Source organism: Methanoplanus limicola DSM 2279 (assembly GCF_000243255.1).
Taxonomy (GTDB): Archaea; Halobacteriota; Methanomicrobia; order Methanomicrobiales; family Methanomicrobiaceae; genus Methanoplanus; species Methanoplanus limicola.
In genome coordinates, this window is record NZ_CM001436.1 from 1,178,850 (window position 1) to 1,203,826 (window position 24,977).

The 24,977-nt window shown below is 43.5% G+C and carries 22 protein-coding genes and 1 tRNA gene; 18 read left to right on the forward strand and 5 right to left on the reverse strand.

Annotated features, from left to right (window positions below; all coding sequences use genetic code 11):
• The first annotated feature begins 11 nt into the window (after positions 1–11).
• The 3 genes from METLIM_RS05675 to METLIM_RS05685 all read left to right on the forward strand — a co-directional run bounded on the left by METLIM_RS05675 (position 12) and on the right by METLIM_RS05685 (position 2,256).
• Positions 12–650, forward strand: coding sequence for a DUF2284 domain-containing protein (locus METLIM_RS05675; protein WP_004076977.1), 639 nt, complete (start codon positions 12–14; stop codon positions 648–650).
• A gap of 76 nt (positions 651–726) precedes the next feature.
• Positions 727–1,230 carry a C-GCAxxG-C-C family protein gene (locus METLIM_RS05680; protein ID WP_004076978.1) on the forward strand — a complete coding sequence of 168 codons (504 nt, stop codon included), beginning with the start codon at positions 727–729 and terminating at the stop codon, positions 1,228–1,230.
• 69 nt (positions 1,231–1,299) lie between these two features.
• Positions 1,300–2,256: an ion transporter gene (locus METLIM_RS05685; protein WP_004076979.1), complete on the forward strand. Its 957-nt coding sequence runs from the start codon at positions 1,300–1,302 to the stop codon at positions 2,254–2,256.
• A gap of 59 nt (positions 2,257–2,315) precedes the next feature.
• Here the strand turns inward: METLIM_RS05685 and ilvD are convergent, their stop codons facing one another.
• A complete protein-coding gene (ilvD, locus tag METLIM_RS05690; RefSeq protein WP_048146237.1) occupies positions 2,316–3,959 on the reverse strand; it encodes a dihydroxy-acid dehydratase in 1,644 nt (547 codons plus the stop codon).
• Positions 3,960–4,175: 216 nt separating this feature from the next.
• Here ilvD and METLIM_RS05695 point away from each other — a divergent pair, with 216 nt between their 5' ends.
• The 5 genes from METLIM_RS05695 (at position 4,176) to ablB (ending at position 9,660) form a co-directional block, all read left to right on the forward strand.
• Positions 4,176–5,390, forward strand: a complete 1,215-nt coding sequence (locus METLIM_RS05695; protein WP_004076981.1) for a quaternary amine ABC transporter ATP-binding protein — start codon at positions 4,176–4,178, stop codon at positions 5,388–5,390.
• Positions 5,390–6,301, forward strand: coding sequence for an ABC transporter permease (locus METLIM_RS05700; RefSeq protein ID WP_004076982.1), 912 nt, complete (start codon positions 5,390–5,392; stop codon positions 6,299–6,301). Before METLIM_RS05695 ends, METLIM_RS05700 begins: the two co-directional genes overlap by 1 nt.
• A gap of 89 nt (positions 6,302–6,390) precedes the next feature.
• Entirely contained in the window at positions 6,391–7,275 is an 885-nt protein-coding gene (locus tag METLIM_RS17345; RefSeq protein ID WP_004076983.1) for a glycine betaine ABC transporter substrate-binding protein, read from the forward strand.
• Positions 7,276–7,514: 239 nt separating this feature from the next.
• Positions 7,515–8,834, forward strand: a complete 1,320-nt coding sequence (gene kamA / locus METLIM_RS05710) for a lysine 2,3-aminomutase (protein ID WP_004076984.1) — start codon at positions 7,515–7,517, stop codon at positions 8,832–8,834.
• Entirely contained in the window at positions 8,821–9,660 is an 840-nt protein-coding gene (gene ablB / locus METLIM_RS05715) for a putative beta-lysine N-acetyltransferase (protein WP_004076985.1), read from the forward strand. Before kamA ends, ablB begins: the two co-directional genes overlap by 14 nt.
• A gap of 77 nt (positions 9,661–9,737) precedes the next feature.
• Here the strand turns inward: ablB and METLIM_RS05720 are convergent, their stop codons facing one another.
• Positions 9,738–10,145, reverse strand: a complete 408-nt coding sequence (locus METLIM_RS05720) for a hypothetical protein (RefSeq protein ID WP_004076986.1) — start codon at positions 10,143–10,145, stop codon at positions 9,738–9,740.
• Between the two features lie 184 nt (positions 10,146–10,329).
• Here METLIM_RS05720 and argF point away from each other — a divergent pair, with 184 nt between their 5' ends.
• From argF to METLIM_RS05755, 7 genes are all read left to right on the forward strand, one after another.
• Positions 10,330–11,376 (forward strand): ornithine carbamoyltransferase, encoded by a 1,047-nt coding sequence (gene argF, locus METLIM_RS05725; RefSeq protein WP_004076987.1) that lies wholly within the window; start codon positions 10,330–10,332, stop codon positions 11,374–11,376.
• Positions 11,373–12,323, forward strand: a complete 951-nt coding sequence (gene arcC / locus METLIM_RS05730; RefSeq protein WP_004076988.1) for a carbamate kinase — start codon at positions 11,373–11,375, stop codon at positions 12,321–12,323. The genes argF and arcC overlap by 4 nt, the downstream gene beginning before the upstream one ends.
• On the forward strand, positions 12,320–13,651 hold the full coding sequence (locus tag METLIM_RS05735; RefSeq protein ID WP_004076989.1) for an arginine deiminase: 1,332 nt from the start codon (positions 12,320–12,322) through the stop codon (positions 13,649–13,651). The genes arcC and METLIM_RS05735 overlap by 4 nt, the downstream gene beginning before the upstream one ends.
• A gap of 154 nt (positions 13,652–13,805) precedes the next feature.
• Positions 13,806–13,890: transfer RNA gene (locus METLIM_RS05740), tRNA-Ser, on the forward strand.
• A 217-nt stretch (positions 13,891–14,107) separates the two neighbouring features.
• Complete coding sequence (locus METLIM_RS05745) at positions 14,108–15,265, forward strand: SLC13 family permease (protein WP_157202239.1); 1,158 nt, start codon at positions 14,108–14,110, stop codon at positions 15,263–15,265.
• Between the two features lie 314 nt (positions 15,266–15,579).
• The gene (locus METLIM_RS05750) at positions 15,580–16,851 is read left to right on the forward strand and encodes a YIP1 family protein (protein ID WP_004076991.1); all 1,272 of its coding nucleotides are present in this window, start codon (positions 15,580–15,582) and stop codon (positions 16,849–16,851) included.
• Between the two features lie 88 nt (positions 16,852–16,939).
• A complete protein-coding gene (locus METLIM_RS05755) occupies positions 16,940–18,625 on the forward strand; it encodes a PKD domain-containing protein (RefSeq protein WP_004076992.1) in 1,686 nt (561 codons plus the stop codon).
• A 94-nt stretch (positions 18,626–18,719) separates the two neighbouring features.
• On the opposite strand, the gene METLIM_RS05760 is transcribed toward METLIM_RS05755, so the two are convergent.
• From METLIM_RS05760 to METLIM_RS05770, 3 genes are all read right to left on the reverse strand, one after another.
• On the reverse strand, positions 18,720–20,795 hold the full coding sequence (locus tag METLIM_RS05760; protein ID WP_004076993.1) for a response regulator: 2,076 nt from the start codon (positions 20,793–20,795) through the stop codon (positions 18,720–18,722).
• A 100-nt stretch (positions 20,796–20,895) separates the two neighbouring features.
• Positions 20,896–21,342, reverse strand: a complete 447-nt coding sequence (locus tag METLIM_RS05765; protein ID WP_004076994.1) for a universal stress protein — start codon at positions 21,340–21,342, stop codon at positions 20,896–20,898.
• 138 nt (positions 21,343–21,480) lie between these two features.
• Positions 21,481–21,678: a hypothetical protein gene (locus tag METLIM_RS05770; RefSeq protein ID WP_157202240.1), complete on the reverse strand. Its 198-nt coding sequence runs from the start codon at positions 21,676–21,678 to the stop codon at positions 21,481–21,483.
• A gap of 197 nt (positions 21,679–21,875) precedes the next feature.
• On the opposite strand from METLIM_RS05770, the gene METLIM_RS05775 reads away from it, so the two are divergent.
• From METLIM_RS05775 to METLIM_RS05785, 3 genes are all read left to right on the forward strand, one after another.
• The gene (locus tag METLIM_RS05775; RefSeq protein ID WP_004076996.1) at positions 21,876–22,850 is read left to right on the forward strand and encodes an ATP-binding cassette domain-containing protein; all 975 of its coding nucleotides are present in this window, start codon (positions 21,876–21,878) and stop codon (positions 22,848–22,850) included.
• A gap of 1 nt (position 22,851) precedes the next feature.
• Positions 22,852–23,691 carry an ABC transporter permease gene (locus METLIM_RS05780; protein ID WP_004076997.1) on the forward strand — a complete coding sequence of 280 codons (840 nt, stop codon included), beginning with the start codon at positions 22,852–22,854 and terminating at the stop codon, positions 23,689–23,691.
• 95 nt (positions 23,692–23,786) lie between these two features.
• Positions 23,787–24,899, forward strand: coding sequence for a DUF362 domain-containing protein (locus METLIM_RS05785; RefSeq protein WP_004076998.1), 1,113 nt, complete (start codon positions 23,787–23,789; stop codon positions 24,897–24,899).
• The last annotated feature ends 78 nt before the right edge of the window (positions 24,900–24,977 follow it).

A 24,977-nucleotide genomic window follows, 5' to 3' on the forward strand; every position in this document is an offset into this window, starting at 1 on the left:
AGCTGATCAAAATGACTGACAAAATAAGAAAACCGGAAGATTTTAAATTTCTCAGGGAAGCTGCCCTGAAAATGGGCGTGAAGGAAGCAAAAATAATCCCGGCGTCCGACATAATTATTGAGAACAGGGTCACCCTGAAATGCAGGTCAGGATGCATCTCCTACGGAAATAAACTGACATGCCCCCCTTACGCTCCAACCCCGGACGAGTTCCGTAAGATTGCCAGTGAATACAGTTTTGCCCTTCTGGTGAAATTCCCGTCTGATGCTGAACTTGAACCGGAGGTATTACACTCAATATACAGATACTGCCTCGACCCGAATTCCCCCCCCGATAAAAAAGAGAAAACAGATAAATTCTGGAAAGACTGGTTTAAAGGTACAAACGTAATTCTACCGGTAATGCTTGAACTTGAAAAAACCGCGTTCAATGCCGGATACACTCTGGCCGTCGCACTTGCAAACGGACCGTGCAACCTCTGTGAAACATGCAATGTAAAAGGCGGAATATGCCTGCACCCGACAAGAGCGAGGATATCAGGAGAAGCAGTCGGGATAAATATAATAAAGACAGCCGAACGTGCAGGAATGCCAATCGTTTTCCCGTTTGTTAAAAATCCCGAACCAATAGCTCTCTTACTGATAGACTAAAAAATGAAAAAACTGGTTTTACTTTGGAAAAGAACAATAAATCACCAGATACAAATCAATCATTACGGTAATTAACATGATTAAAGACATTACTGATATTACGGGGAAAGCAGAACATGCCCTGAAAAACTTCTCAGCCGGATACAACTGTGCACAGTCGGTTCTCAGTGCATTTACAGAAGATTTCGGCATTAAGGAGGAAGATGCCATAAATTATGCAACAGGGTTTGGAAGCGGGATGGCAACCGGAAGGATATGCGGTGTATGCACCGGTGCGGTTATGGCAGCCGGCCTTTATACTGCAAAAATTCCGGATATAAAAGAGAGAAAGAAAGAGGCATACAGGCTCTCAAAGGAATTCCAGAAGAGATTTGAAGAAACTCACGGTGCAACGGACTGCATAGATCTTCTTGGATATGACCATACAGACCCCAAAGAAGAGGAAAAACAGCCTGTGGAGAAGAGGCCAAAGACCGTGTGCCGGAAATTTATCAGAAGTGCAGTAATAATCCTGAGTGAAATCATAGAGGAGGATAAAAAAAGAAAAGCAGATATGACATTATTTCAGTCAGAACATTAAAATAATTAAAACAGCCGAAAGATAACCAGAGGAAATTCCGGATGAAAAATAATATCTTTTAAGATTATTATGAAAGGAACCACTGAGATAAAAAAGATACGAAGAATGGTTTACGGTGTGATGTCTGAGAGTGCACCGGAAACTCCCTTAAAGAGGATATTCAATTATCTGATGTTCCTTGTAATTACAGTCAATATCATCTTTGTAAACCTTGAAACAATACCAAATCTCTCCTCAGCCGTCCTAAACCTGTTCTATGCATTTTACGGACTTTCAATGCTCATATTCATCATCGAATATATCCTGAGAGTCTGGTTCTCAGTTGAGGATAATAGATATAAATATAAATACTCCATAAAGGGCCGCATAAAATACATACTCTCACCATATGCAATTATTGATCTCCTTGTATTGATCCCGTTCCTGATACCGGACCTGATTCCGGCAGATTACAAAACAAACGCCTTAAGGCTCCTGAAACTATTCATAATACTCAAATTAATCAGGTATTCACAGTCTTTGCAGGGAATTACAAATGTATTTTACTCAAAGAAAAAAGAGCTTGCAATGCTCATCTACATGCTCTTTTTCCTCCTGGTGCTCGTCTCAACCCTGATGTACTATGTAGAAAACAAGGCCCAGCCGGAGAGTTTTTCAAGCATTCCGGCAACAATGTGGTGGGGAGTAATCACACTTACGACAGTCGGCTATGGTGACATGTATCCCATAACTCCGCTTGGCAAAGTGCTTGGTGCACTTGTTGCAATACTTGGAATCGGACTCTTCGCCCTTCCGGCCGGTATTCTCGCCTCCGGGTTCTACGAGCAGTTTTCAGATAAAAAAGAAGAAGAAAATATGGAAGATAATCAGGAAAATGAAAGACAAAAAGAGACAGACCCCGGCACCACAGATAAAGAAGAATACGGAAACGAACCTCAATACAACAATTCAGACAACCCGGATATAAATATGATTAAATGCCCGGACTGCGGTGCGGAAATCATTCTGACAGTGAATAAGAAATGAGATACTGTCAGAACCCGATAAACAGATAAATACACAATAATAAAAAAATATATTCTGGATTATTCGGTGACGGCACCTTTATCCGCCTGACCGACCATCTTTGAATATCTGGCTAAAACACCTTTGAGATCTTTTTTCAGAGGCCTGAAATTATCAAGACGGCTCTTCATCTCATCCTCTGAAATATTCAGGTCAAGCCTCCTCTCAAAGAGGTCGATCTCAATCTCATCGCCTTCCTCAACAATACCAATCGGCCCGCCTGCCGCTGCTTCCGGAGCCACATGGCCTATGCACGGCCCCCTTGTCCCGCCGGAGAATCTCCCGTCAGTAATAAGAGCGACCTTAGTGTAACCAAGACCCATCAGGGCAGATGTCGGAGAGAGCATCTCCGGCATCCCCGGCCCACCTTTTGGCCCTTCATACCTGATAACAATGACATCACCTTCACTTATCTTCTTAGCAAGAATCGCATCCATAGCATCCATCTCACCCTCAAAAACCCTTGCAGGTCCTCTGTGCCTCCACATATCATCGTTGACAGCCGCACATTTAATGACACAACCTGAAGGAGCAAGGCTTCCTTTCAGAATTCTGAGTCCTCCTCCGGCATGTTCAGGAGAATCAGGACATTTTATAACCGCTTCATTGAGGTATTTTACAGAATCGGCAATCGCCTGTACAGAAATACCTGAAACTGTCATCGTATCCTCAAGGTACCTCTCAATCTGTTTAAAAACCGCCGGAATACCGCCTGACCTGTGCAGAGTCTGCATCGAATGAGGCCCTCCGGGCTGCATCGCACATATATGCGGCACAACATCCCCCACCTTATTGAAATCCTCAAGGTTGAAAGGAAGTTCTGCCTCGGTTGCGATAGCCATAAGATGAAGAACTGTATTCGTTGAACCGCCAAGTGCCATATCGACCCTGACGGCATTTCTCATACTCTGCATCGTAATGATATCCCTCGGCTTAATATCGTCTTTTACAAGCTGAACCGATCTCCTGCCGGTCTCATATGCAATCCTCATCTTAGCGGCATCAACCGCAGGAATTGCAGCACATCCCGGAAGGGACATACCCATAGCCTCAGTCATGCAGGCCATAGTATTGGCAGTATAAAGCCCCTGGCAGCTCCCGCACCCGGGCATTGCATCGCACTCAATCTCAAAAAGTTCATCCTCAGTCATACTTCCGGCTGCGACCTTACCGACACCCTCAAATACATCAGTCAGTGAAACTTCACAGCCCTCATGGTAACCCGGAAGCATATTACCTCCAGTGATAACAATCGCAGGAATATTGCATCGTGCGGCTGCCATAAGCATACCAGGCACAATCTTATCGCAGGTGCAGATGCAGACAAGTCCGTCAAACCTGTGCGCCTGAATCATAAGTTCAACAGAATCAGCTATATTCTCCCTTGAAGGAAGTGAGTATCTCATACCCTCATGTCCCATTGCAATTCCATCACAGATGCCTATTGTATTAAACTCAAAAGGAACACCGCCCTCTGCTGCAATACCCTCACGCACCCTTCCGGCAACCAACCGGAGGTTGATATGCCCCGGAACAATATCATTCCATGAGTTTGCAACACCTATAAAAGGCTTATGCATCTCATTTTCAGTGATTCCAAGGGCACGGATCAGTGACCTGTTGGGTGCACGCGCATACCCTGATTTGACTTCGTCACTTCTCATATTCATTACCCAGTTAAAAGGTTATAATCAATAATAAAACCGCCCCGGATATGCGAATATGTACAATTAAAAAAAATCGCAGAGAAGAAAATTATTTATCAATTCAGCCCAATTCAACCATTACAGAGAACCGGAAATCAGCAATAAAAACTATATCACATTAATAAAATATGTAAAACATCGGAGGACTACTTTTTTTTAACAGGAGAAAACAATATGAATGATGAACAGGCAGATGATGACAAAATCATCATAAAAGCGGAGAACATCTACAAGATATTTGGCCCTAAACCACAGAAAATACTAAAATATCTTGATGAGAAATGCTCCAAAGACGATATTCGTGAAAAAACAAACCACATTGTTGCATTAAACAATGTCTCTTTTGAAGTCTTTGAAGGGGAAACCTTTGTAATTATGGGCCTTTCAGGTTCAGGAAAATCAACCATTCTGAGATGCATCAACAGGCTGATAGACCCTACAAAAGGAAAGATCACAATAAAAGGCAGTGACATAACCGCCATGGACGAAGAGGAACTCCTCCAGGCAAGACGCCATCTGATGGGGATGGTATTTCAGAATTTTGCACTCCTCCCACACAGAAAAATTATTGACAATGTTGCATTCGGCCTTGAAATACAGGGAAAATCCGAGGAAGAGAGATATAAAGCAGCAGAAGAGGCACTTGACCTTGTCGGGCTTGAAGGATATGGCGACAGTTATCCGGACCAGCTTTCAGGCGGAATGAAGCAGAGAGTCGGCCTTGCAAGGGCACTTGCAAGTTCTCCGGACATTCTGCTGATGGATGAGGCATTTTCTGCACTTGACCCCCTTATCAGGCGTGATATGCAGGACGAACTCATAGAGATCAGGGAACGACTGAACAAAACGATAATCTTTGTGACACATGACCTTGATGAAGCCCTGAAACTGGGTGACAGAATTGCACTTATGAAGGACGGAAAGGTAATCCAGATAGGAACACCCGAAGAGATCCTCACAAACCCCGAAAATGCCTATGTAGAGCGTTTTGTTGAGGACGTTGATATGGCAAGGGTTCTATTTGCAAAAGACATAATGAAAAAACCTGAACCACTGGTATCCCTCACAGCCGGGCCAAATGTTGCCCTTCACATGATGAAGGAGTACGGAATTTCAAGTGTCTTCGTTGCCGGAAGAAACCGCGTCCTTGAAGGCCTTATAATGGTGGATGACGCAGTGCGCGCAGCAAAGGAGAAGAAGACAATAAATGAAGTTATGGTACGTGACATTCCGGTTATAAACCTTGAAGAACCTGTTACCAGCATAATTCCCATGATAGCAGACAGTCGTTATCCTATAGCGGTTGTAAACAGTGAAAGGAAAATAAAAGGAATAATAGTCAGAGGAACTGTTCTTGCAGCAATTGGCAGAAAGGAGGGTGAAGAATAATGTCAGCGCAGCCTTCGATCCCAAAACTGCCCCTCGGCGGGATAGTCGAAGCGATCGTGGAATGGATACAGATCAACCTTGGATGGCTTCTTGACGGGATAACTGAGATACTTGATGCACTTATTGGGGTGGCAGAATATATTCTGACAGTAATTCCTCCTGTCCTTATGGCACTGGTAATCTCCGGAATTATGTATTTCCTTGTCAGAAGAAAAGCATTGTTCAATAACGAACCAACATCACCCAGGACTAAAAACGGACTCAAACTCCTTCAGCTCCCGCTAATGACATTAGTGTGCCTGCTTCTGATATGGGACCTCCAGCTATGGGACGACGCTATGGAAACTCTGGCTCTCGTAATTGTCGCAGCAGTGATCTCACTGATAATCGGAATTCCAATAGGGATCCTCGCAGCAAAAAGCGAGAGTCTTGAGGGTCTGATGAGGGTTATTCTTGACTTCATGCAGACAATGCCGTCCTTTGTATATCTTATACCGGCAGTGATATTCTTCGGGCTTGGTGAAGTTCCGGGTGTCATCGCTACTGTCATCTTCTCAATGCCCCCGGCAATCAGGCTGACCGAACTTGGAATCAGGCAGATTCCAAAGGAACTTGTTGAAGTTGCAGATGCCTTCGGTGCAAAGCCGTCCCAGAAACTCGTAAAGGTCGAACTTCCGGTGGCGATGCCCACCATTATGGCCGGCGTGAACCAGTGTATAATGCTGGCACTCTCAATGACCGTCATTGCATCCATGATAGGTGCAGGCGGACTTGGATATCAGGTATTATACGGAATTCAGAGGGTGGATATCGGCACCGGATTTGAGGCAGGACTTGCCATTGTAATCATCGCAATTATCCTTGACAGACTGACACAGAATATCATCCATGTCAGGGGACAGCAGGGTTAATTATAAATAATATCTACAGGTTAAGTTTAGATGTAAAACTGAAATTTTTGCCCAGTTTGGCAAAATATTAATTTTTTGGTCGTGTATTTATGAAATTAATCAACAAAAGAATAGTTATGGTCGCTCTGATCGCAATTGCAGCGGTAATGATTGCAGGATGTACAGATCAGGGAACAGAAACAGCCCAGAAAGGGAAAATAACAGGTATTGAGCCGGGCGCAGGAATCATGATGATGACCGAGAAGGCCATTGAGGAATATGGCCTCGATTATGATCTTGTCTCAAGCAGCAGCGCAGGAATGGCATCCGAACTCACAAAGGCAATACAGAATGAGAAATGGATTGTCGTTACAGGATGGACACCACACTGGAAATTTGCAAGATATGATCTCAAGTACCTTGATGATCCAAAAGGAGTCTATGGCGGAGAAGAGTACATCGCCACACTTGCAAGGACGGGACTTTCGGAGGACAAGCCCGATCTATATTCAGTTCTTGAGCGTTTCCACTGGACACCGGCAGACATGGAATCCGTAATGCTTGATGCAGAAAACGGAATGAAACCGGAAGACGCAGCAGAGAAATGGGTTGAAAACAATCCGGAAACTGTCACGGAATGGATCGGAGATGTATCATCAGACGGTGAGAAAGTTAAGATCGGATATGTCCTCTGGGATTCCGAGATTGCAAGCACAAATGTTGTAAAACTGGTCCTTGAAAAGGCAGGATTTGACGTTGAAACATCTGCTGTCGATGCAGGCCCGCTCTATCAGGCGGTCTCAGATGGTGATGTTGACTTTACAGTTTCAGCCTGGCTTCCGGCAACCCATCAGAGTTATCTGGACAAATACGGCGATAAAATCGTAGTTGTCAGAAAGAACCTTGAAGGAGCAAAAGTCGGACTTGTTGTTCCGGCATATGTTACTATCAGCTCTATTGACGAACTGAACAGTGTCAAAGAGAAATTTGCATAAATTTTTTTAAAGAGAAAGCCTCAGGCTTTCTTTTTTTTATGACGGATCTAATGGCCAAAGGAGGCACATAAATCCGTATTTTTTCCAGGATTAACTGTAATTTTGGCTATTAAAGAGTTATTCAGTTCATGCAGGGTATATTAGCCTGTACATGATCTGAATGCTAAAAACAGGACCTAAACGAAAAATCTGAAAAATTACAGATATAATAAAAATCAATCAGAGAAGAAGGAGATAAAATGACAGTATATTCAGAAAACCAGGAGAAGATGGGGAGAATAATTGATGCAAAGGTAACAAAATCCAAGTGGAAGGACTGGAAATGGCAGATTGCACATTCAATAAAAGACCTGGATACCTTTGAGAAAGTCACCGGAGTGAAGTTTACAGAAGATGAGAGAAGTTCTTTCAAAAAAACTACAGAGAAATTCCCGTTCAGCACAACGCCATATTATGCATCGCTGATAGATGCCGATAATTTCAGGAATGACCCCGTATTTATGCAGGCATTTCCTTCAGAATCAGAACTGATTATTGACAGGAAATGTGAAATGTCTGACCCTCTTGCAGAGGATAAGGACAGACCTGTTGAATGCATAACCCACAGGTACCCTGACAGAGTTCTCTTCACTGTAAGCAATGTCTGTGCAATGTACTGCCGGCACTGTACACGGAAGAGAAAAGTTGGTGATCAGGACTCAATACCCGGAAAAGATAAGATTAAAGCCGGAATTGAATATATAAGAAATAATCCGTCTATAAGGGACGTTCTGCTCTCCGGAGGAGATCCCCTCATGCTTCCGGACGAATATCTCGACTGGATATTGTCTGAAATACGGGCAATACCCCATGTTGAAATAATCAGGATTGGTTCAAGAGTACCTGTTGTTCTTCCCTACAGGATTACAGAAGAGCTTGTCGGTATTATAAGAAAGCACCATCCGGTATGGCTCAATACCCATTTCAACCACCCAAAAGAGATCACTGCATCGTCAAGAGAAGCACTGAGAATGCTTGCAGATGGCGGAATTCCGCTTGGAAACCAGTCTGTTCTTCTTTCAGGCATAAATGACTGCCCGAGAATTATGAAAGCGCTCAATCAAAAGCTCGTCTATAACCGTGTAAGGCCGTATTATATGTACCAGTGCGATCTGTCAGAGGGCCTGACCCATTTCAGAACACCTGTCGGAAAGGGCATTGAGATAATCGAGAGCCTGATTGGCCATACGAGCGGTCTTGCAGTGCCGACTTATGTAATTGACGCTCCCGGAGGAGGAGGTAAAATTCCGATTATGCCAAACTACCTCATCTCCTGGTCAACTAACAAGGTTATTCTCAGGAATTATGAGGGAGTTATCACAACCTACAAAGAGCCTGACAGCTACGAGCAGATCTACTGCGACCGTAACTGCGAGGAATGTCAGCTTCAGCTGATGCTTGATGACGCAGACGAATCAAAAGCAGTCGGAGTCGAGAAACTGCTCTCAGATTACGATAAAACCATCGCGCTTGTCCCTGAGAACAATGAAAGGATGGAAAGAAGAAATGAGTCCCGATAGTCTCACAGAAATCGGGAATTCACTCATCCAGCACGGAAATTTAAACAGCCGAATTTATATTATGAAGATGGGGGAGGACGATCCATCCAATCTCATTTCAGAGACTGAAAAACTTGCCTCAGAAAATGGCTATGGAAAGATATTCGGCAAAATTCCGGAGGTGAAGGCAGGATATTTCAGAGACGCCGGGTACACTGAAGAGGCTTTCGTGCCGGAATTTTTCAGGGGCAGGGAAAATGCAGTATTTCTCTCCAGATTTCTCAGTGATGAGAGAAAAATCAGTAAAACCTGGGAAAAAGAAGATGAAATTCTCAGAAAATGCCTTGAAAGGAGGAGTAAAAAAAGAGAGAATAAAGCCCTTCCTGAAGGGCTTACAGTAAAAGTCGCAGGAGAAGAAGACATATTATCTCTGTGCAGACATTTTGCAGCGGTATTTGAGACCTATCCCTTCCCTGTAGATGACCCTGATTTCATCCGGAAATCAATAGATGAAGGGACAGTATATCTCATTGTAAAGAGAGGAGATGAGATAATTGCCGCATCATCTGCTGAAGCAGATTATGATTACAAAAATGCCGAGATGACCGACTTTGCCGTAAGTCCGGCTGCACGCGGGATGGGAATTGCGGGGTACCTTCTCCGGGAGATGGAGAAGATAATGAAAGAGAGGGGCATAATATTATTTTACACAATTGCAAGGTCACTTGAGGCACCGATGAATTATACATTTGCAGGTGCAGGCTACTCATATGCCGGAAGACTTCTCAATAATACAAATATCTGCGGAAGTTTTGAGAGCATGAATGTCTGGTATAAAAAAATATAACACATAAATACAGAAACTAAAAAAAAGATCTCCCCCACCCCGGTTTACAGTGTTAAAAGCACCGCCCGGACAGTATTTCACCTGCTCTGGGAAATTACAGACAATGCCTCCCCTGCAAAATCAAAGTAGGAATGAACAAACTGGAATACAAGTGCAACCGAGTAGATCAACAGAAGAAAAACAAGCATAAATACAAGATACCATCTTTTTTCCCGGATACCATTAACTATCTCTGAAATCAGCGGCACTGAAGGTATTGCAACAAAAACTATCAGAAAGGCTGCAAACATCAGAATTACAGCTATATGAGCATCACCTATACCCGAATCATTATAGATAAAATCAAAGCCGGCAGCGAATATAGTCTTATAGCTGAGAATGGTTGCAATTAATAACAGGCCAAAGAAAGATGAGTATGAACCGATAATTCCTGTCTCTTCTGCGTCAAAATAAATTTTTCCTGAAAATCCCGCCTTTTTATTCATCAGATAGTGGTATTTGCACCACAATTTAAATATATCACTATTATATGAGAGGATAACCAGTTATTTTTAATCAGGTAGATTGCGATATATTTATGACTGAATTTGACCTAACCATTAAAATTAAATTCAACATTACTTTTTACAAAAAAACGCCGGAAACAGATAATGGCACCGGACAATAAAAATGTCACAGATTACAAATAAAAAAGAAAAAATCAGAGAGACAGTACGTAACCGGAGTTTTACTAAACTTCTGGACTTCTCAGGTGAGGAGATACTGTACTTAATTGACCTTTCAAAGGAAATTAAGCAGGCAAAACTTGAGAAGAGAGAGAAAAAATACCTAAGCGGCAGAAACATTGCCCTGATATTTGAAAAAAACTCCACAAGGACACGCTGCGCCTTTGAGACGGCAGCATATGATCAGGGGGCAAATGTTACATATTTAGGCCCTGAAGGATCGCAGCTTGGCAAAAAGGAGACCATAAAAGATACTGCAAGGGTACTCGGCCGGTACTATGATGCAATAGAATACAGGGGTTTTTCACAGGATAATGTAGAGATTTTAGCGGATTCTGCCGGGGTCCCGGTATACAACGGACTTACGGATGAGTTCCACCCCACTCAGATTATGGCGGACCTTCTGACCATTACCGAGCACTCAGATAAGCCCTTAAACGAGATTAAACTCTGCTACATGGGAGATGGCAGGAATAATGTCGCCAATTCGCTTCTTGTCGGCGGTGCGAAACTAGGCATGGACATCAGGATTTGCAGCCCGGAAACTCTGCGTCCCGCAGAATCATTGATAAAAAAATGCTCAGAAATCGCTGAATCTACCGGAGCAAGGCTCAAACTTACGGAAGAAATCAGTGAGGCAGTGAATGGTGCAGATTTCCTGTATACAGACGTATGGGTATCTATGGGCGAGCCTGAAGAAGTATGGAATGAAAGAATCTCCCTCCTTCTTCCGTACCAGATAAATATGGACATTATTGAAAAGACCTGTAACCCGGATGTCCTCTTCATGCACTGCCTGCCGGCATTTCATAACCGGGACACAATTATCGGGGAGAAGATCTATGAGAAGACAGGGCTTGAATGCCTGGAAGTCTCTGATGAGGTCTTTGAATCAGACTACTCCATCGTATTTGATCAGGCTGAAAACCGTATGCACACCATAAAGGCAGTGATGATTGCCACGCTTTCAGATTATCCTGAAACCATATGAGAATTGTAATTGCACTCGGCGGAAATGCACTCCTGAAGAGAGGTGAGGCTATGACCGCCGAAGCGCAGAGAAGAAATATCAGAGAGGCGGCAGTGGCTATTGCACCTCTTGCTGATGAACATGAGATCATCATTACACACGGCAACGGCCCTCAGGTAGGGCTTCTTGCCCTCCAGTCCGAATGCCTGAAAGATTCCGGGTCATACCCCCTTGATGTGATAGGTGCTGAGAGCGAGGGAATGATCGGCTACCTGATTGAACAGGAGCTTGGAAATGTTCTGCCTGAGGATAAGCCGATTGCAACACTTCTGACTATGGTCGCGGTTGACCCTGATGATCCCGCGTTTCTTAATCCCGCCAAGTTTGTGGGAGGGATTTATTCTGAGAGCGAAGCAGCCGGAATTCAGGCGGATAAAGGCTGGACATTTAAAAAAGACGGTGATCATTTCAGAAGGGTTGTCCCGTCCCCTGCTCCGCTGAGAATTTTCGAGATAAAGCCGATAAAATGGCTTATTGAGAAGGGAGCGATTGTGATCTGTGCAGGCGGCGGAGGCATACCTACAGCCTTTAAAGACGGGAAAAACTGTCTCGCCGGTGTTGAAGCGGTCATTGACAAGGATCTTGCAGCTGAACTCCTTGCAGAGGAGACTGATGCCGACCTCCTTATTCTGGCAACTGATGTCGGAAATGTCTGCATTAATTTCAGGGAGTCAGATGAAGAGAGAATCGGGCTAATCAGCGCTTCAGAGCTTAAAAAATACTCTTTTCCGGCAGGCTCAATGGGGCCGAAGGTTGAGGCGGCAGTAAAATTTGCAGAAAATACCGGCAGAATTGCAGCCATAGGAGCCTTAAAGGACATAGGAAGAATTGCAAACGGGGAGGCAGGAACAGTTGTCCTGCCATCCTCTGGTTGCCTGCCGGAATTTTCAGCAAAGGAGGAAGTATGAGGCATTACGGTGTTTTTTCAGAGACCGGAAGGCTCAGGAAGGTCCTTATGCACAGGCCTGATATTGCCATATCAAGGCTGACACCAAAAAACAGGGAGAGATATCTCTTTGATGAGACACTGTGGGTCAGCAGGGCATGTGAAGAGCATGACAGTTTTGCCGGTGAGATCAGGGGTGATGGTGCAGAGGTCTTATACCTTCATGACCTTCTGACTGAAACAGTCTCAAAAAATCCTTCCGCAAGGAGCAGAATAACTGATGTTATTCTGAATGAGGGGAATGCCGGGGTTTCCATTAAGGATAAACTGAAGGATTTTCTGCTGGACGCTGAACCTGAAATTATCTCAGGCTATCTTACAGGCGGACTTATGCTGGGTGAAGCAGAGGAGGAGGTCGGTTATAGTTTCAGAGAAAATTCACTTGTCGGGGCACTTAAAGGAGATGACTCATTTCTCATTCCGCCTCTCCCCAATTCAGTTTACACAAGAGACCCTTCAACATGGATATACAGCGGAGCGCTTCTGAATGTAATGAAGCACCCGGCGAGATGGCGGGAAGTGCTCAATACAGCCCTTGTCTTTTATTCCCATCCGGAATTTCAGGGAGGCGGATTTGAGGTAATATTTCCGGGGAATGATCCAAATCTTATCTTTGAGGGCGGCAAACTCTGGAATTTCTCTGCCGAGGGCGGAGATATAATGCCTGTCGGAAACCGGACCGTTATTGCCGGAATAAGCGAGAGAACTGATGCACAGATGGTTGAGCGAATTTCAGCCGCCCTCTTCAGGAGAGGAGAGGTTGAGAGGGTAATTGCATGCAGTATCGGCAGGGACAGATCGCATATGCACCTTGACACTGTCTTTTCAATGCTTGACTACGGGACTGTGACCGTTTTTCCGGAGGTGACAGATAAGGCGGATACATGGGTTATAACTCCGGGAAAAAAAACAGAAGAGAATGACGGGATAGATTCCGGATATGAAATGAGTGATAAAAAGAGGCTCTCTGCATCTTCAGATGCCGGTATGTTCAGGATTGAGAAGGCAGAGAGCTTCATAAAGGCTGTTGAAGATGCTCTCGGTGAAGGCAGGCTGAATGTGATACCTACGGGCGGAGATTCATTTATGGCCAGAAGGGAGCAGTGGGACGAGGGAAACAATGTCTTTGCCCTTCGCCCCGGAAAGGTGATAGCCTACGAGAGAAACGCCTCCACAAACAGCAGTTTCAGGAAGGAAGGGATTGATGTGATTGAAATTTCCGGATCAGAACTCTCAAGGGGAAGGGGCGGGACACACTGTATGACTTGTCCTCTCTCAAGAGACGCTTAGGTTACCGGAGCAGAGATTAAAAACAGAGAAAATACCACCCACCCCTATAGCGTTATCCTTATGTCAGGAGAACGCCAATATTAACTGCATAACCCAGGCAGGATTTCAGGATCAAAAGTAATGATAACTCAGTTCTGCCGGCAGTTTACTTTTTGCCGAGATTGTCTAGTCCGGAAAGGCGGGGGCCTCGAAAGCCTCTGGTGCTCTGCACCGCGGGAGTTCAAATCTCCCTCTCGGCGTACGTATTTAAAGATTTAAACATCACCAAAAATCTCTGTACTTATTTAACTGCCACCAAATACCGCAGATAACCTGAAATACATCTGAGTCTGACCTTAACTCACGACAGACCAGACACTAATTCCGGTTGCAGTTCTTCTGATAGTGCTCATCCTGATAGCGGTCAGGAACAGTACAGGAGATAAATTAGGAATTAAGCCAGGAATATGGCAGATAATGCTCGGGGGAGCGGTTGCTGTCCTAATCACAGGTCAGATTAGTCCTTCTGAGGCCGCCGCATCCATAAATCCGGATGTGATGATCTTTCTCTTCGGAATGTTTGTTGCAGGTGAGGCTATCCACCGGAGCGAGTCTCTGATACTGATCTCTGAAAAATTATTCCGCCGGCAGATGAGTATGAATGTCCTCATAATAATGCTCATTGCATTAACAGGCCTTTTTTCCGCCATACTTATGAATGACACAATTGCAATTATCGGGACATCGTTTGTTCTGTACCTCTCCCGGAAGTACAATATAGAGCCATCAATGCTGCTTCTAACCCTTGCATTCTCCGTCACAACCGGAAGCGTGATGAGTCCGGTGGGAAACCCGCAAAACCTCCTGATTGCAGTTGAAGGCAGCCTTGAAAATCCCTTTCTAACATTTGCTGAATATCTTGCAGTCCCATCTCTTATAAGCCTGATTCTGATTTTTGCAGTCATCAGACTGTTATATCCGGAAGAGTTCATGAAATGCATAATACCGATAAAATCTGAAAGGCCAAAACTTCCCGGGAAAAATCCACTCATCCGGCTGACAAAAATATCCATCACCCTCATATTGGCAGTAATTCTTCTGAAAATCGGACTTGTCCTTTTCAACACCGGAATCACAGTGCCGCTCACGGCAGTTGCAGTCGCCGCAGCACTGCCAATATTAATCTTCTCGCATGAGAGATTCAGGATTCTCAGAAATATCGACTGGGAGACACTCATATTCTTTGCAGCGCTCTTTATTCTGATGCAGAGTGTCTGGAATACAGGGATTATTCAGAGCAGTGCGGAATGCCTGCCATATTCATTCACAGAACCGGATATTATATTTCTCCTTGGTTTAACTGTAAGCCAGATCATATCCAATGTCCCCTTTGTGGCACTCGCACTGCCATTTTTCTCCGGAGAAACAGCAACAGATGCAGGGCTTATGGCCCTTGCAGCCGGAAGCACGCTTGCGGGAAATCTCCTCATATTCGGCGCCGCAAGCAACATCATAATTATACAGAACGCCGAGAAAAAAGGAATATCACTCAGATTTACTGATTTTGCAAAGGCAGGAATTCCGCTTACGCTCCTTCAGACAATTGTATATTACATCTTTTTTGCAGTTTTGTGATACTGAATTACCAAAACATGGAGCGGAAAATAAGTAAAATCATATACAGGTTTATTATACAATGAGTGTTAATTTTTTTATAGGTGAATGTAAAATATAAATTACATTTCAGAATTAACCTGTGGCAAAATGATGATTCGACCTGAGAAGAAGGTGATGAAACGACACTTCATTTAAGCGGTAATGAATATATAATCCTTGAAAATACAATAATTAATGTTAAAAATATTAATTTTTGGCTTTATCTTACAGACAGAAGAATTATTCTTGTACCCTCCGGGAATACGTCAGATCATATCGAAATTCCGGTTCCTGTGATATATTCTGTAGTGCCTGAATCAGGAATTTACAAAGAACCGTCATTATCAGTCTCTTTTAATGCTCCGGACGGCTCAAAAAAAAGAATTATCCTGAATTTTTCCGGATATGCCGGAGAAATTGAGAGGAATCATCTTAAAAATGAAATTGAGAATATTATATTTCATCACCGAAAGTCCGGTGCAGAAAATAATCATATACGCACATCCGGTTATTCACCGGAACATTCTGTAAAAAAAAGTCCGCCACAGACAGGAACATTTCAGTACACTGCCACAGAGAGGCAATATCCACAGAATTACCAGAGAGATCCTTTCCAGACGAATCCCGGAAATAATTCTTTTGAATCCGAAAACTACTCCCGGTCATGTGAGATTCCTTATAATGAGAGAAGAACTGCAAATCAGAACAATCTCTACAGAAAGAGGAAACAGACTGAGAGCTACGGCAGTTATGGAGATCAGAACCATTATTCCGGACAGAGAGGGAGAGATGAATATGATTCATATGATTACGAATCAAAGAACCGTCCTTATGGTTATCAAAAGGAGGACTATGATTATCACGCATCTGAAGAATATCCTCCCCCTGTCAGAAGAACAAGGCAGAGTAAAGTAAAAACAGCCCGCCCTAAGAAGAGAAGAAGCAGAAATACGGATATTCTCGGCGGAACATATTCCGGAGGGTTTGCAGGCAGTGATTCATTAACCGGCACATTAATTGGCCTCATAATCTCTCCCGATCAGACATTTAGCAGCAACAGAAGTAAGGAGCTTATAGAAGCAGTTCCGGTGATGATAGTATCACTGGCATTATTCGCACTTCTCAGTTCAGTCATTCTCGGAATGATGACTTCATCCTCCGCCACTGCCTATCCCGGATTATCTGCCCTTTCTGACTTTGGTACACTCATATTCATAGTCATTGAAAGTGTAATATTCGGGTCCATGGCGATGTTTTTATGCGGAATAATACTGTACTTTGTTGGGTCATACGAAGGTTTTGACAATGATATGCAGGATTATATTAAGGTCGCGGCATACTCTTCGGCGCCTTTTGCATTAGCCGGAATAATCCCTGTTTTCGGGATAATAATCGCTCCGGTATGGAGCATTATACTTCAGATTAAGGGACTCCGTGAGACATTTTCAATGAACCAGGCACAGTCCATGTTTGCAGTACTTATTATGGTATTAATATTCGCAGTCTTATTCTTCATATTCGTAACTCTGGGTGATGACAATTTCTCAATATTCGGGAGCTCATAAAGAAATACCAATCACAAATATCAACTGGATCAGGCATTAAAAGTGGAATAAAATATGAAAAACACCTTATAAAGAGGCGCAATAAAAAATGAAGATTAACAGAACCTGTGTATTGTTCATATTCATAGCATTATCTGTGGCATTACTTATTTCACCCGCTGCTGCGGACGGTAACGAAACAGAAACAAATACAACTGTCACAAATACAACAGTCACATCAACGATAAGTATAGACATTTCAGCCGGAGCTACATGGGACAACTATCTCCGGTTAACATATTCAGGTTCAATTGACGGCGGAACCGCGGATTCATGGGAGTGGAACTTCGGGGACGGCAACTCATCATCCACTCAGTCGGGGACATATACATACTCTGAAACAGGAACCTATACAGTTTCGCTTAGAGTGACATCATCTGACAGTGAACTGACCGACGACACCCTTTCGCAGGTAATCGTAATCAGTGAACCGGATTTTGACGCTTCAGCAGATATAGAGATGAGCGAAACTTCGCTTTTAATAGATTACGAAAGCACAACCGAAGGTGCCATATCATGGACCTGGGACTTCGGGGATGATGAAGGCACTTCAGCATATAAGAGCGGCTCATATACATATGATGATACCGGGACATATCAGGTAACCCTCACTGCAACAAGTCCTGCGGGTGATACTGACACCTATACAGAATCCATAACATTCAGTGCAGCACCTGAGGCATACTTTACGGTTGACAATACTACAGGCAGTGCCCCGTTATATGTCGAGTTTACCGATGATTCAGATGAAAACCCCTACACAGATGCAGATATTGTAGAATGGTACTGGGAATTTGATGATGACGATAACTCTTATTACCGTGCCGAAGAAGAGGATGACGATGACCCTGACACCTCATTCACTTTCGATGAAGAAGGCACATACACCGTAACCTTGACAGTCACGGATGAAAACGGTGAGGAAGACACATATGAGATGGATATAGTTGTAGATGATGATGCCGCACCGGAGGCGGACTTCTCTGTTGATGATGACTATGATACTAAAGGAAGTGCACCCCTTACAGTAGCCTTCATTGACGAATCAGATGAGTCAGATGATACCGATGCTGACATAATTGCATGGTACTGGGCAATCTACGATGAGGACGGAGACAAATATGACTATTCAACTGCACAAAACCCTGAATTCACTTTTGAAGACGAGGGAACCTATACAGTAACCCTGAGAGTCACGGATGAAAACGGCATTTCAGATACCGAAACAAAGAAAAATTATATTGAAGTTACTCTGGAACTCTCTGCAACATTTACGGCTTCCCCTACAGCAGGTTACAAGCCCCTGACAGTAAACTTCTATGCAACTGACGGAAGTGACAACGAGTATGATATTGAATACTATTACTGGTACTTCGGTGACGGCTTAACCAATCTCGGAAGCGATGACAGCCCCAGCCACACCTATACTTCAGCCGGTACATATGATGTAAAACTGATCGTCATTGATGAGGAGGACAACAGATATACCTGTGAAAGAGACGGCTACATAGTAGTTTCGGCTGCAAATACAGCCACTACAGTCACCGCAACTCCGACCGCTACAGCCACCCGGACAAAGGAGGACACAGATGAGACTGTAATGGCAGCCCCTTCAGCAGGAACAAAGATATTCGGCCTTCCCGGAACAGAATATTTCAGGACAGAAATTACCAGATACCATGGATTTTACAGGGAATATATCAGACTAATCACAGGAGTATTTGGAATAAAATGATGATTCGGTCCATCATAAATCAACTTTTGGAGAATAAGGGGCAGCTGAAAAATCCGGACGATGCCTGACCGGATTTATGCATCAGTCAGAGTCTTCAGCTGTTTTCCGGAGAGAAACAGAACCGGCATATTGTCCCGCCTTCATCAGGTGACTCAAAAGTCAGTTCACCGTCAAGCTGCATCCGGACGATATTTTTCACCAGCGAAAGACCGAGTGACGATGTATTTTCCGGGTCAACGGTATTTTTCATGCCTATCCCGTCATCACTCACCTCAATACAGATCCTGCATCCTCCGCTTCTCTCAGCAGCACCGTACATATTATCCATACCGCTGTCACAATTCCCACCGGCTTCTTTCTCCGGCATATCCTCCTTCCCTGCCTTTATAGTGATTACTCCTTCATCCCTGCCGGAAAAAGCATATTTTAATGAATTTGTCAGCAGTTCATTCACAACGAGACTTACGGGTATCGCCGTATTCAGACCAAGCCTGATCCCTTTGCAGTCAACATCAAGCAAAATCAAAGTTCCGGCAGCGTAATTACCTATTATCTCCTCCCCAAGGAGAGTAAAATGCCTGTCCGCATCTATATGCGAGAAATCCTCAGATTTATACAGTTCCTCGTGAACAGATGATATTGAAAAAATTCTCATCTCAGCATCCTTCAGACTGTTTCTGATATCACTGCTCTCAACACTCCTGCCCTGCATTGAAAGGAGGGAATTGACTATTGCAAGATTATTCTTGACCCGGTGGTGAACTTCCTGTAAAAGAATGGTCTTCTCATCAAGTGACCTCTTAATCTCATCACGGGTTCGCTTCTCCTCCGTAATATCTCTTGTACACCCAAGTGTCCCGATTATATTTCCGGATGAATCAAAGAAAGGTGATTTAAAGACATCAAGGTAAACATATCTGCCCCTCAAATAACCACGGTCTTCATACTTAACCGGTTTTCCGGTCTCCATCACCTCAAGGTCTGTTTTTACTGACATATCTCCGAGGGTAAACCATTCATGATCATCAGGCCGTTCTGCTTTAGTCCGTTCAATGAAATATGTAATCGGTTTTCCAACAGGTTCGCTGGTATCTGATGCAAAAAGATATTTCCTGCATAATTCACGGTTAGCAAAAGTATAACAGTTATTCCTGTCCTTGGACCAGATCATATCCGGCACATTGTCACACATCACCCTCACAAGATTATAGAGATATTTGTATCTGTCCTCTTCATTCCTGAGATTTTTTTCAATAATTTCATGCCTTACAGCAGAACCTATCATTGATGCGGCAGCAGTGAGGGCCTCTTTTTCTGATAAAGACCATACTCTTGAATCATGGCAGTTATCAAAACGGACTATGCCCCACCACTGTTCATCCAGAAAAACAGGTGCTGCCATAAAGGAGAATTTTCCGTCAGAATCACTCCCACTACCTCCTGATAAACCGCATCCGGGATGATTGCCTGTTACAACCGCCCCTTTCCTTAAACCGTTAAAACATTCCTGATGAATACTTATAGCAGAATATTCAGAAACTACTCCACCACCATTAAACTCTCCATAGCCTTCTTTATGCCAGCTGTATGCTTTCTTTACAGAAGAGGGAGTTTTATCTCCGTCAGGAAGAATAAAAATGCTGACTCTGTCAGCACCGCTTGCAATACCAAGATTTTTAATTGCGCTCCGGATATTGGTATCAAAAATATTTTCCGAGAAGAAATTGTTTGCAGACTGGCATACTGCATGAAGAATCGCATCTTTCCTGAGCAGTTCCTCCTCTGCAATTCTGGCTCTGTTTTTATTGAGAACAATCTCTATGGCAGCCCTTATGTCACGGGATTTTGCCGGTTTGGAGATGAAGCCGTAAGGCTCTGCCTGAAGGGATTTTCTGAGAGTGGCATCATCATCATGTGCGGACAGAAAAATAACAGGAATAGCCCTGACCTTCTTGATCTCCTCTGCAATTGAAATGCCCTCCATACCTCCGGATGAAAGTTCAATATCCATCAGGATCACATCAGGGGAACTCTCTTCTACAAGTTTTAATGCAGCTGCCTTTTCAGATGCAATTCCGGCAACATTATAACCCATAGACTGAAGGATTTTCTCAAGTCCATGCGCTATGAACTCAGAATCTTCAACAATTACAACTCTTGTCTTTTTCATAAAGAAACCTGCTCTAAAAATGTATTAATGCCGATATAAAATTAAAATCAGCCAGAACAAAAAATTCCACAAAAGAATGGATTTTGTTGTGGATATTCACTTACTTTATAACAAGCGTCGAAATTTTGCTGTGGCTTACAATATGACTGCTGACACTGCCCAGAATGAGTCTCTCACCAAGTCCCTTTCCATATGACCCGACAACAATCAGATCTGCTCCGATTTCTTCAGCAGTATCCAGAATGACATGGCGTGGATCCCCTTTCAGAACATGAAGTTCATACCTGACATTTTTACCATTACATACTTCATTAAGGAAGCTGACAACCTTTTCTTTCTCCTTATCAAGTAAATTCCGCCTTATTTCATGTGGCGACTCAACACCGTCATACCCAACTTCGGATTCAATCGCCTGATAGAGATGTTTACTAAGTACATGAATGACATGAATTTCAGTACCGTCATCTGCAACATCTTCCAGCGCAATTTTAAGCGCCTTATTTGATTTTGCCGAACCATCAACGGCAACAAGAATTTTTGAGAACAAATTAATAACTCTCCCGGAATAGACATAAACACTACCAGTATTTTAGATTTGTGATGAATTTCCGAAAACAGCACTTTCAGCTTCCGGAAGGATAAATAAAATTTAACAGCAGATGCAGGAAAAATAAAGCTTATTAAATCAGGTTTCCCATGATTTTATAGCTTTTTGGCGTATCTGGTGAAAGGAGTGTTTAAGTATATATTTTTTAACTTCAGTGTCACGGGTAAACCTCAGAGCCAGTTCTTCAGACTCTTTGGTCCTCTTGATTAGTTCATCCATATAGCTCAGAACTTCCCTTCGCAGATCCGGAGACAGCGAATTTATATTCTCTTCCATTAATTCCGGGTAGGATGACATATTATAATATCTGATTTATCCGGATATATAATTTAACTACAAATCATTAATGAGGGAGAGAACATGAGATTTCTCTACAATCAGTAATAATTACAACATACAGGTTTTCTCCGGAATAATAGGGAAAAACGTAAAGATACTATGAAATACCATATTAAAACAGAAATATATGTGAGATGTCTGATGAAAACATAATTGAAGTCAGCGCCTTAAGCCACAGTTACGGAGACTTTGAGGCAGTAAGAGAGATCAGTTTTGCAGTAAAGAGGGGAGAGATATTCTCATTTCTCGGACCTAACGGAGCAGGTAAAAGTACTGCAATTAATGTCCTTATTACTCTGCTTAAAATTCAGAAAGGCAGAGTGACAATTTCCGGATATGAACTATCAACAGACCCACAGGGTGTCAGAGAGTCAATCGGGATAGTCTTCCAGGAGATAACCCTTGATCGGGACATGACCGTTGAAGAGACACTTCAGTTTCATGGCAGACTTTACTCAATGAAGACTGAAGAGATTAAGAGCAGGACAGACGAGCTGCTGAATCTTGTCGGGCTGAATGATAAAAGGGATAAATACACAAAGGAGTTATCCGGAGGAATGAAGAGAAGGCTTGAGATTGCAAGGGGGCTTATGACAAGGCCTGATGTCCTCTTCCTTGACGAACCTACAATAGGGCTTGACCCGCAGACAAGAAGAAAGACATGGGAGTACCTCAGGGATGTCAACAGGGAAGGCACAACAATATTTCTGACAACCCATTACATGGATGAGGCCGATGTTCTCTCAGACAGAATCAGCATAATTGATCATGGGGAGATAATCATCACCGGAACTCCGGCAGAACTTAAAAATAACCTTGGAGAGGACTTAATATACCTCGAAACATCGGACATTCGGGCTTCAAAAGATATTTTAGGTAAATTTCCGGGGGTGAAAGAAGTAAGGGGGAAGGAGAGCGGACTGATATTGTCAACAACGAAAGACGGGACAAGAATACTTCCTGAGCTGATTAAAACTCTTGAACATGACGGCATCACAATCGAACTTGTAAACCTAAAAAAACCATCCATGGACGATGTATTTATGCATTACACGGGGAAGGAACTAAGGGACGGATCAGACAGGGATATTGGCGCAGAGGGCAGATAATATGGTAGATTTAAGGTTTATCAGCATATATAAGCGCGATATGACCAGATATTTCCGGTTCAAAACCCAGCTCCTCTCATCCCTCCTTATGCCGGCATTATGGCTGGCCTTCTTTGGTATTGCAATGACCGGAAATTTTGAGAGGATTATGCCTGCCGGAGATGCAGTTACCGGGGTTCCACAGATAGATTATCTCACATTTATGTGTGCCGGAATTATTGCCGTAACTATACTTTTCACCAATATTTACGGGGGATTTTTCTTCCTGTTCGATAAGAACTGGGGTATTTTAAGGGAGATTGTGGCAAGCCCGATGCCAAGGAGAAACCTGATACTTGGCTTTGCAATGTCAGGAGTTACAAAATCCTGCATACAGGCGACAATTGTACTTGTATTCGGAATTTTTCTTGGAGTTTCCTTCTTTGGAGGTTATTCACCATTAAGAATTATCATCTCTGTTGCCGGAATACTTCTCTTTGTATCCCTCTTTGCTGTAGCCTTCCTCTGCATCTCTGCATCCATTGCCCTCCGGATGGATTCGGCAGAGGGATTTCAGGGTGTCACAACCCTTCTCACAATGCCGCTATTCTTCATGTCAAACGCCCTCTACCCGACAAGCGGAATGCCGGGCATTCTGGAGACGGCTTCGGATTTTAATCCTCTTACACACCTGACAAACGGAATCAGGTACTTTGCGGTAGGTGATGATTTTACGGCAATAGGGACTCATTTCATCTATTCCACGCAGGACATCCTGATTTCATTCGCATTTCTGGTAGTATTCACACTCATTATGTTTGCAATTGCCTATAAGACGGTTGAGAGTATTGTGGTGACATAGGCATATCTTAACCGGCAGCAGAGAGACGAGAATTCAATAGTACCTCACTTTAAGAGAAGGAAAAATATTTTTACACTGACAGGATGATTACTATCATGTCTTCAAAGGTATGGTATCTTGACCTTAAAAATAAACCCAGATATGCCAGTATAAATGATCTCATCAGAAGGCTCTTTGAAGTATCCGGCACTGCCGGTGTGCTGGATGAAGGTGACCTCACTGCAATAAAGGTGCACTTCGGGGAGAAGGGATGCACCACTTATACAAACCCTGTCTATGTCAGGCAGATTGCAGACATGATAAAATCCGCCGGTGCAAAACCGTTTCTGACAGATACAAACACACTCTACTCCGGCTCAAGGAAGAATGCCGTTGATCATATAATGACTGCGCTTGAGCATGGCTTTGGATATGAGGTTACAGGTGTGCCGCTGATCATTGCTGACGGCCTTAAATCCGGAATATCAACTGATATTGAGATAAACTGCAAAAACCTTAAATCAGTCAGAATTGCCGACGGCATCGCATCTGCTGACAGCATGATTGTGATATCACATTTCAAAGGACATATTGTTGCAGGATTTGGAGGTGCCATTAAGAATCTCGCAATGGGATGTGCAACAGCAGAGGGAAAGAGGGATCAGCACAGGGTGCTTCAGCCGGTAACAGATGTTGAATTATGCACGGGTTGCGGACTTTGTGCAAAAATATGCCCGGAAAATGCCGTAACAATCAGAGATGAAAAAGCTGTTATCGATGAAGATCTCTGTGCATCCTGTGGTGAATGTATCTCCCGGTGCCCTGCCGATGCCATCTCATTCATATGGGAGTCGGGAATTGCCCCGTTCAATGAGCGGCTTGCAGAATACGCATATGGTGCAGCCCTTAATAAGATGGATAAGGCATTTTATTTCAATTTCATAGTCAATGTGACACCTGACTGTGACTGTGTTCCATGGAGCGAGCATCAGATTGTCCCGGACATAGGCATTCTCGCATCCGCAGATCCGGTTGCGATAGACACAGCTTCAAGAGACCTTGTCAACGGTGAAAGAGGATTTAAAGGAACACTTCTGAAGACAAACCATGAGCCCGGAGGGGATAAATTCAGGGGGACATGGGCCCACACCAACCCTGATATACAGCTTAAATACGCCGAAGAGATCGGTCTTGGCAGTATGGATTACGAACTGATAGTGGTGGACTAAAACCGATGCACGCTTCATAAATTAGTGCCTTTGAGAGGCAACCGGTGAATATAAAATTGCACCCCGGACTTCGTAATA

Excerpts from the sequence above, each read along its gene's own strand:
- METLIM_RS05675 (WP_004076977.1), top strand. The coding sequence starts at position 12 with ATGACTGACAAAATAAGAAAACCGGAAGATTTTAAATTTCTCAGGGAA.
- METLIM_RS05680 (WP_004076978.1), top strand. The coding sequence starts at position 727 with ATGATTAAAGACATTACTGATATTACGGGGAAAGCAGAACATGCCCTG.
- METLIM_RS05685 (WP_004076979.1), top strand. The coding sequence starts at position 1,300 with ATGAAAGGAACCACTGAGATAAAAAAGATACGAAGAATGGTTTACGGT.
- ilvD (WP_048146237.1), bottom strand. The coding sequence starts at position 3,959 with ATGAGAAGTGACGAAGTCAAATCAGGGTATGCGCGTGCACCCAACAGG.
- METLIM_RS05695 (WP_004076981.1), top strand. The coding sequence starts at position 4,176 with ATGAATGATGAACAGGCAGATGATGACAAAATCATCATAAAAGCGGAG.
- METLIM_RS05700 (WP_004076982.1), top strand. The coding sequence starts at position 5,390 with ATGTCAGCGCAGCCTTCGATCCCAAAACTGCCCCTCGGCGGGATAGTC.
- METLIM_RS17345 (WP_004076983.1), top strand. The coding sequence starts at position 6,391 with ATGAAATTAATCAACAAAAGAATAGTTATGGTCGCTCTGATCGCAATT.
- kamA (WP_004076984.1), top strand. The coding sequence starts at position 7,515 with ATGACAGTATATTCAGAAAACCAGGAGAAGATGGGGAGAATAATTGAT.
- ablB (WP_004076985.1), top strand. The coding sequence starts at position 8,821 with ATGAGTCCCGATAGTCTCACAGAAATCGGGAATTCACTCATCCAGCAC.
- METLIM_RS05720 (WP_004076986.1), bottom strand. The coding sequence starts at position 10,145 with ATGAATAAAAAGGCGGGATTTTCAGGAAAAATTTATTTTGACGCAGAA.
- argF (WP_004076987.1), top strand. The coding sequence starts at position 10,330 with ATGTCACAGATTACAAATAAAAAAGAAAAAATCAGAGAGACAGTACGT.
- arcC (WP_004076988.1), top strand. The coding sequence starts at position 11,373 with ATGAGAATTGTAATTGCACTCGGCGGAAATGCACTCCTGAAGAGAGGT.
- METLIM_RS05735 (WP_004076989.1), top strand. The coding sequence starts at position 12,320 with ATGAGGCATTACGGTGTTTTTTCAGAGACCGGAAGGCTCAGGAAGGTC.
- METLIM_RS05745 (WP_157202239.1), top strand. The coding sequence starts at position 14,108 with ATGCTCGGGGGAGCGGTTGCTGTCCTAATCACAGGTCAGATTAGTCCT.
- METLIM_RS05755 (WP_004076992.1), top strand. The coding sequence starts at position 16,940 with ATGAAGATTAACAGAACCTGTGTATTGTTCATATTCATAGCATTATCT.
- METLIM_RS05760 (WP_004076993.1), bottom strand. The coding sequence starts at position 20,795 with ATGAAAAAGACAAGAGTTGTAATTGTTGAAGATTCTGAGTTCATAGCG.
- METLIM_RS05770 (WP_157202240.1), bottom strand. The coding sequence starts at position 21,678 with ATGGAAGAGAATATAAATTCGCTGTCTCCGGATCTGCGAAGGGAAGTT.
- METLIM_RS05775 (WP_004076996.1), top strand. The coding sequence starts at position 21,876 with ATGTCTGATGAAAACATAATTGAAGTCAGCGCCTTAAGCCACAGTTAC.
- METLIM_RS05780 (WP_004076997.1), top strand. The coding sequence starts at position 22,852 with ATGGTAGATTTAAGGTTTATCAGCATATATAAGCGCGATATGACCAGA.
- METLIM_RS05785 (WP_004076998.1), top strand. The coding sequence starts at position 23,787 with ATGTCTTCAAAGGTATGGTATCTTGACCTTAAAAATAAACCCAGATAT.